Raw genomic sequence first — 5,792 nt, 5'->3', positions numbered from 1 at the left:
GGTTCGGTGAACGGTCAGTAATCAGTGGGGGATCCCCCACAGGTTGTAATCAGTTCCCCCAAACGCCTGGACAGCTGGATATGCTATCGATATCCGCCCACAGAAGCTCTCCCATACTTAGCTTGTCCGCTCCGGCTTGCCCTCCCTGGAACTCCATATACGTGGTTGTAATCTGCACTCCACCCAGTGCTCACTGGATCACCTTGTTCGCTCGGATGAGGCTGCGTCTCCTGAGAGGACGTAGTAAGGCTTCTAGGAGGAAAATTATGTGGGACAGTTTATCAACTGTACTTTGGACTCCAAATCTTTGGTGGGGGGATAGCCATTCTTGCCTTCCTCTTTTTAATGATTTCTTCCGTCGGCCTAGCGGGCGAAAAGGTAAACCGTGAGTGTGGAACGAGACTCCCGTGGAGGGTGACCCGGGGGCATCTTAACCCTCGTTGGGAAGTGAGTGGATGTAATCACCGATCACCTGTAGCGTCTCGTCCGAGGGTTCGACAAATTGTAACCCGGTGTGGTAGATCATCTCCCGCTCGCCATCCGACTGCACCTCTATCCGATCCGCCTCCGAACGGGTCACGCGACACCTCAGGCGGATCCTCTTTCCCTGAAGGTCAAGCTCCACAGAGGTGGGGGTGCCTGGTCGGACAACATTGGCATGTTCGATCAGGACCCCCCCTAGACTGATGTTCAGGAGAACCGCATCCCGGACGGCAGCTACCAGCCCCTTGACCTCCCCTTTTACGACGAATCGGGGGTGTTTCCGCCGTCCTAACTCTTGCTCTTCCTTTGCAACCTCCCTGATCGGGACTGACGCCTCATCCAGGGCGACAACCGGGGCCTCATGCTCGACGATGACCTGGACCTCATCTTGGGCGGAACCCGGCGCCGCATCCTCAGTGGACCCGAACGCCTCATCCACGAGGGGCACTAGCGCCTCATACACTGCGATGAGCGACGCCTCACCCTCGGCCGGTACGTGGGCCTCGGCCTCGCCGACGTCGAGTATCTCATCCTCGGAAGCTACGGCCGCCTCGTCCACGACGATGAACCGGACGTTATACTGGGTCGTGACCCGCGGTTCATGCCTACGGAGTACCGGCGCCGCATCCTCGAGGAGGACAGACGACTCATCGTCAGCGGGTGCCTCGTCATGGGAGGCTCCGGGCGCCTCGTCTTCGGCGCTTACCCGCACCTCATCCTGGTCGGTAACCCGCGCCTCGTCCCCAGCGGGTACTGACGCCTCGCCTTCGAGAGGTACCGGACCCTCATCCTGGGCAGCTACCTCCGCCACATCCTGGGCGAATACCAGAGCCTTGGCCTTCCGGTCTTTGCCGGACTTGGCCTTTGAACGCCTCGGTCGCCCCTTCCCTCTTTTAGTTGCCACAGCGGCTCCTCGGCCACCATCGGGGGTTTCCTTTCCATTCGTTAATCTTCACTCTTGCCGGGCCCCGCAGGAGCCAATGGGGACTCCGAGGGCCCACCTCGGGGGGAGTCGAGGGATTGTTTCCCGGTCTGATAGACCGTGCAATAACCGTGCTATAAGCCTGCTTGCCACGACCGCGTAGGGCAAATACGCATGAGGACAGGACCTTCTTGTTGCCGAAGTGCTGCTCAGAAAAACGAAGGCGAATAATGATGTTGGGGAAACGTATCAAGAGTTGCTGTCGAAATTCGTACAAATTGACCTTTTCAAGGGGCGTCCTCTCGGTCAGCTACCGGCTTTGGCGTCGTGGGTGTGAAAAAATGCATGACCCGCGATTGCGCATGCCTGGACGGGTTTTTCTTCCGGGGTAGAGGTACTGGGCTGGGTATAAAAAATGCTTGATCCTGCCTCCTCAACCCTATGAGGGTTGAAGCTGAGATGATTTCGGCCTGGAAGCCGCTGGGGTGGGCCCCGCCAAGATCCACGTCCTGCTGGGGGCCCACGACGGGAAGATGGCATCTGTTGTGGAAGGTCTTGTTCAAGAGGAGGTGATTTCCCATGAGTGAATACCGTGGATTCGGGGGAGCGGCCTTGGCGTTGGCACTCCTCGTAGGGGGAACCCTCGGGGCCTGCTTCGCCCTGCTCTATGCTCCAGAATCGGGAACGCGCACCCGGGAGCGGATCCGTCGGCACACCGAAGGTTTCCGGGAGCGGGTCGACGAGGCCTCAGAGCAGGGCCAGGAGGCCGCCCTCTCCACTTTTGAGGCTCCAGAAACTTAGGATTCGGTCCGAGACCCCACTTCCTGACCATGCACCCCTATGTTCCGTTGCGGGTCGAATCAGCTACCGGCATACGGTTGGCGCGATGGCGATGGGCACGCAGAGTACATCCATGCACGTATCCCGACCGTCAGATCCGGCAGATAGGTTGACCCTCTCTACCCCGGAAATAAACCCTCCGGGCATATGTGGATGGCTGAGGCAGGGGGGGCGGTGGATGACGCGGGGTCAACCAGGTCACACGGCTTCGTCGGGGTTCGCAGTCAAAGGAGTCGGACCAGAATTCCGATTAACCCCGTGAGAGGGGCCGTGGACGTTTCCCCCGAGAGCACGGACACCCGTCGAAGGATCGCTCTCAACGGGCTGAGATCAGGAGGATACCCGATGCCGATGTTCTACTACTTGCTGATTCTGTTCCTGCTGGGGTTGCTGGGGCTGGCGCTGCTGCTGAAAGTGGCCGTGGAAGGGTCGTTCGGTAACCCGGTCGCCTGGCTGTTGGTCTTTGTCTCTTTGTTCGGGGGGGGGTTCTCGTGTTTTTTCTCGAACGGTGGCTGTGGCTACGGAAAGGAGATTCTGAAGATCGGCTCCCCCCTGATGATGGGATAGGGCCGGACTCTTAGCACCCAATACCCTTGTCCTTCCAGCATGGCGAGCGGCATTGTATGCCCTCCTCCAGCACCTCCTCGTTGGTCAGCAGGCCCTTTCGCACCAATACGCGTCTGACTGCTTCCGTCTCTAACATCATGGTCCGGAGCAGTTCCTCGAAGGTGACGACTTGCCGTGGGTCAAGTTTCTCACCAATACTCAGTCCTCCGCAGCGCCCACTCTCGCTAGGGCGTAACACTCGCAGTCGGGCATGAACATCTCCGAGGCCTTGCTCCCACCGGCCTGTGCTGGCATGGCCCTTGCTCGCTTCCGCAACTGTCGATTTATGCTTGAGGGAAGGTATGTCTACCCATTTAAGACCACGAAAGCGCCGCCACCTCCGTTTCACACGTTACTTGCCCGTTCAGTGCACAGTTCTCAGCCCCAACCAACCCCAGCCACAACCGCTCGAGGGAATGACCCGAAACGTCAATGCCGGCGGACTCGAAATCCTGCTGCCCGAAGCCCTGCCAGTCAAGACACTGGTGTCGGTCCGGGTCGCTGAAGGTGATCCTATCCGCGGCCACGTCGTTTCGGTGGGCGAAGATATTTCAACCGTCCTGGGGACCCGATTCCCTCACGGATTGGCCTTCGAGCAGCCGGTCGACGCATCCCTGCTCCGGCGATGGGTTTCTCAGCCCCAAAAGCGGCGCCATGCCAGGGCCCGGGTTCAATTCGGCGTGGAATATACGCAAGCGCGAACGACAGCTCACGGAACCTGCCTCAGCCTGTGCAAGGCGGGGATGTTTATCGCAACCGAACGTCCGGTTGCTCCGGGCAAGGAGATCACTCTGTGCTTCACGCTGCCGGGCCTATCCGACCCCCTCTTCGTCCGTGCGCAAGTCCCGTGGATGTCTGGGGAGGTGAGCGACTGGGCTGTCATCACCGGGATGGGGGTCCAGTTTCTCGATCTCGACCCATCAAAAGCTTCCGCAATCGGCACCCTCGTTGATCGTCTCTGTGCGGAGGCATCCGCACCGGACCCCTTCCCGTCCCTCCCCCCGTCCCGCCACACCTTGCGCAAGCAGGGCCTCACCTCCACAGCCCCCGTTTTTGCTCCCTCGCCTCCCGCTGGAGCTTCAGGAACAGGTCCTGGTGCTTCACATTCGGTGGCACGGTCGTTACCAGGGCAAACCCATGCTCCACCAGGCAGGCGTTCACGAAAGTGCCGTCCCCTAAGTAGTGGCAGCGTGGCACCAAAGTTGCGAGCGTTTGAGGACAACCACTAACGGACCAATGGAACAGCTACCACTCTTCGTACTTGGCATAGTCGTCCTCTGTGCAGCCATCAGAGCCATCTCTCTGAAGTAGGTGCGTTGTCCTGCTGGATTTCGAGACAATCCGGGGAGGCAATGGCAGGGAGGAGGGCGAGGAGGGCAGCCAACAGAAAAGCCCCCGCAGCTTGCGCCACGAGGGCTGAGGTAGTCCCTTTTCTTTTGGCCTTCACCCCGGTTCCATATCTGCCACTCCATACGGGGCCTAAATATCAACCACTGTGGCAGGGGTGTCAAGCGGCGGGGTGTCCATTCTGGTCTAGCTCGGGATGCTTTTCTCTTTCACCAGGTGGATGGGAGGCGCCTCGGCCTCCGACTCCTTGAGCCCGGCCACGTTGCCGTTAAAAAACCCGCCTTTGGAGATAACCAGCGAATTGGTCTCGATGTTGCCGCCCGCCCGCCCTGTGGGCGTGATCTCCACACTCCCAGTCGCCACCATATTCCCCTCGTATTCCCCGTGGATGATGACGTCTACGGTCTGCACATCGGCACGGACGGAGCCCCTCTGGCCAATGACGAGCTTCCTGCCGACTTTCAGCTCACCACCAACCTCGCACTCGATCTCAATCGAATCGTCGATGTCGAACTTCCCCTCAAGCTTGGCGTTGTTTCCCATGACGGTCAGGAGAGGGGACGCGTTGCCGGCGTTTGGGAGCTCGGAACGAGCATCATGTTTCTGGGAGCCTGTCCATCTAAGCATCTGGGCCTCCTCTTGGATTAGCGGGGCGCCAACGCTGGTGGAAAGGGTGGGCTAGAACTTATCCCTACCCCGGGTTCATGCGTGTGTGTCCCTGAAGGGGGTTTGAGTATCCACCAATGGCCAAGGGGTGTCAAGCCTCAGGGATGGTGGCGGGTAAGGGAAAGGGACGGGTTCATTCCTGCACTAGTAGATCTCGCACATCTTGGCCCCGCTGGAAGTCTGCCGCAATGCCAAGACCTGGATAGGTGTGGCGCTGCACCGTCACGCTATCCCCCAGACAGGAGAGCAGCTCATCAGAGATGCTGGTGTAGGCTCCGCTGAGAAAATCGTGGGCCACTGATGCCCCGCTTCGCCTAACATATTCAATCAAAAGCGATCCAAGCCCCTGCCCAGTCCACCAACGCACGAGCGATACTCGAGGAGTGATTGCCTTGTCTATTTTCACGTTGTACTCGCAAATCGCCTCCCATGGAGTAAGGAGGCCGTAAACTGCTGAGACTATAAGGACCTCCATATGGGCTGAACTCGCCAAGTGGGACCAGACCGATTCGTCAAGCTTCCGGTAAAGATTCCCGTCGTAACGGGCGGACGCACGCATAAGAGGGACCAGTACATCTCCAGGGCCTCCGAGGTATTCACCCTCTGGGTATCCCAACCGCTCACCCAGCTGGCGGCGACAGTCCAGGAGGCGTCCCCCACCTTCCGGAGACAACCGGTCCACCACAGACTCGCTTGAGGACCACGAAAGACCAGACACCCCGCCTGGACGCTTCCGCGCCGAGCAGGGGATGATGATCAATGTCCTCTTTCTTGTCGTCATCCGTGTGTTGTCTTTTCCAGGAACAACATCACATCCTGGCCGCTGACGTGGTTCGAGTTCCAGGCAATTTCAACGCCGGGTGACTCTTACGTCCTCACTCCCTAAAAAGAAAAACGCCTTCACGGCTGAGTTTCACCCGAGAAGGCG

The 5,792-nt window shown here is 59.2% G+C and carries 7 protein-coding genes; 2 read left to right on the top strand and 5 right to left on the bottom strand.

The features are described 5' to 3' along the window. Positions 1-430: 430 nt before the first annotated feature. Positions 431-1,387, bottom strand: coding sequence for a PilZ domain-containing protein (locus tag O6929_01985; protein ID MCZ6479166.1), 957 nt, complete (start codon positions 1,385-1,387; stop codon positions 431-433). 597 nt (positions 1,388-1,984) lie between these two features. On the opposite strand from O6929_01985, the gene O6929_01980 reads away from it, so the two are divergent. Then, a complete protein-coding gene (locus O6929_01980) occupies positions 1,985-2,206 on the top strand; it encodes a YtxH domain-containing protein (GenBank protein MCZ6479165.1) in 222 nt (73 codons plus the stop codon). A gap of 384 nt (positions 2,207-2,590) precedes the next feature. Then, the gene (locus O6929_01975) at positions 2,591-2,812 is read left to right on the top strand and encodes a hypothetical protein (protein ID MCZ6479164.1); all 222 of its coding nucleotides are present in this window, start codon (positions 2,591-2,593) and stop codon (positions 2,810-2,812) included. 1,071 nt (positions 2,813-3,883) lie between these two features. Here O6929_01975 and O6929_01970 read toward each other — a convergent pair. The 4 genes from O6929_01970 to yaaA form a co-directional block, all read right to left on the bottom strand. Then, the gene (locus O6929_01970) at positions 3,884-4,048 is read right to left on the bottom strand and encodes a thermonuclease family protein (GenBank protein ID MCZ6479163.1); all 165 of its coding nucleotides are present in this window, start codon (positions 4,046-4,048) and stop codon (positions 3,884-3,886) included. A gap of 91 nt (positions 4,049-4,139) precedes the next feature. Further along, positions 4,140-4,298: a hypothetical protein gene (locus O6929_01965; protein ID MCZ6479162.1), complete on the bottom strand. Its 159-nt coding sequence runs from the start codon at positions 4,296-4,298 to the stop codon at positions 4,140-4,142. Positions 4,299-4,384: 86 nt separating this feature from the next. Beyond that, positions 4,385-4,825 carry a polymer-forming cytoskeletal protein gene (locus tag O6929_01960; GenBank protein ID MCZ6479161.1) on the bottom strand — a complete coding sequence of 147 codons (441 nt, stop codon included), beginning with the start codon at positions 4,823-4,825 and terminating at the stop codon, positions 4,385-4,387. Between the two features lie 172 nt (positions 4,826-4,997). After that, a complete protein-coding gene (gene yaaA / locus O6929_01955) occupies positions 4,998-5,645 on the bottom strand; it encodes a peroxide stress protein YaaA (protein MCZ6479160.1) in 648 nt (215 codons plus the stop codon). Positions 5,646-5,792 lie beyond the last annotated feature (147 nt).

Source organism: Candidatus Methylomirabilota bacterium, assembly GCA_027293415.1.
Taxonomy (GTDB): domain Bacteria; phylum Methylomirabilota; class Methylomirabilia; order Methylomirabilales; family CSP1-5; genus CSP1-5.
This window is presented reverse-complemented; position numbering and strand designations above follow the sequence as displayed.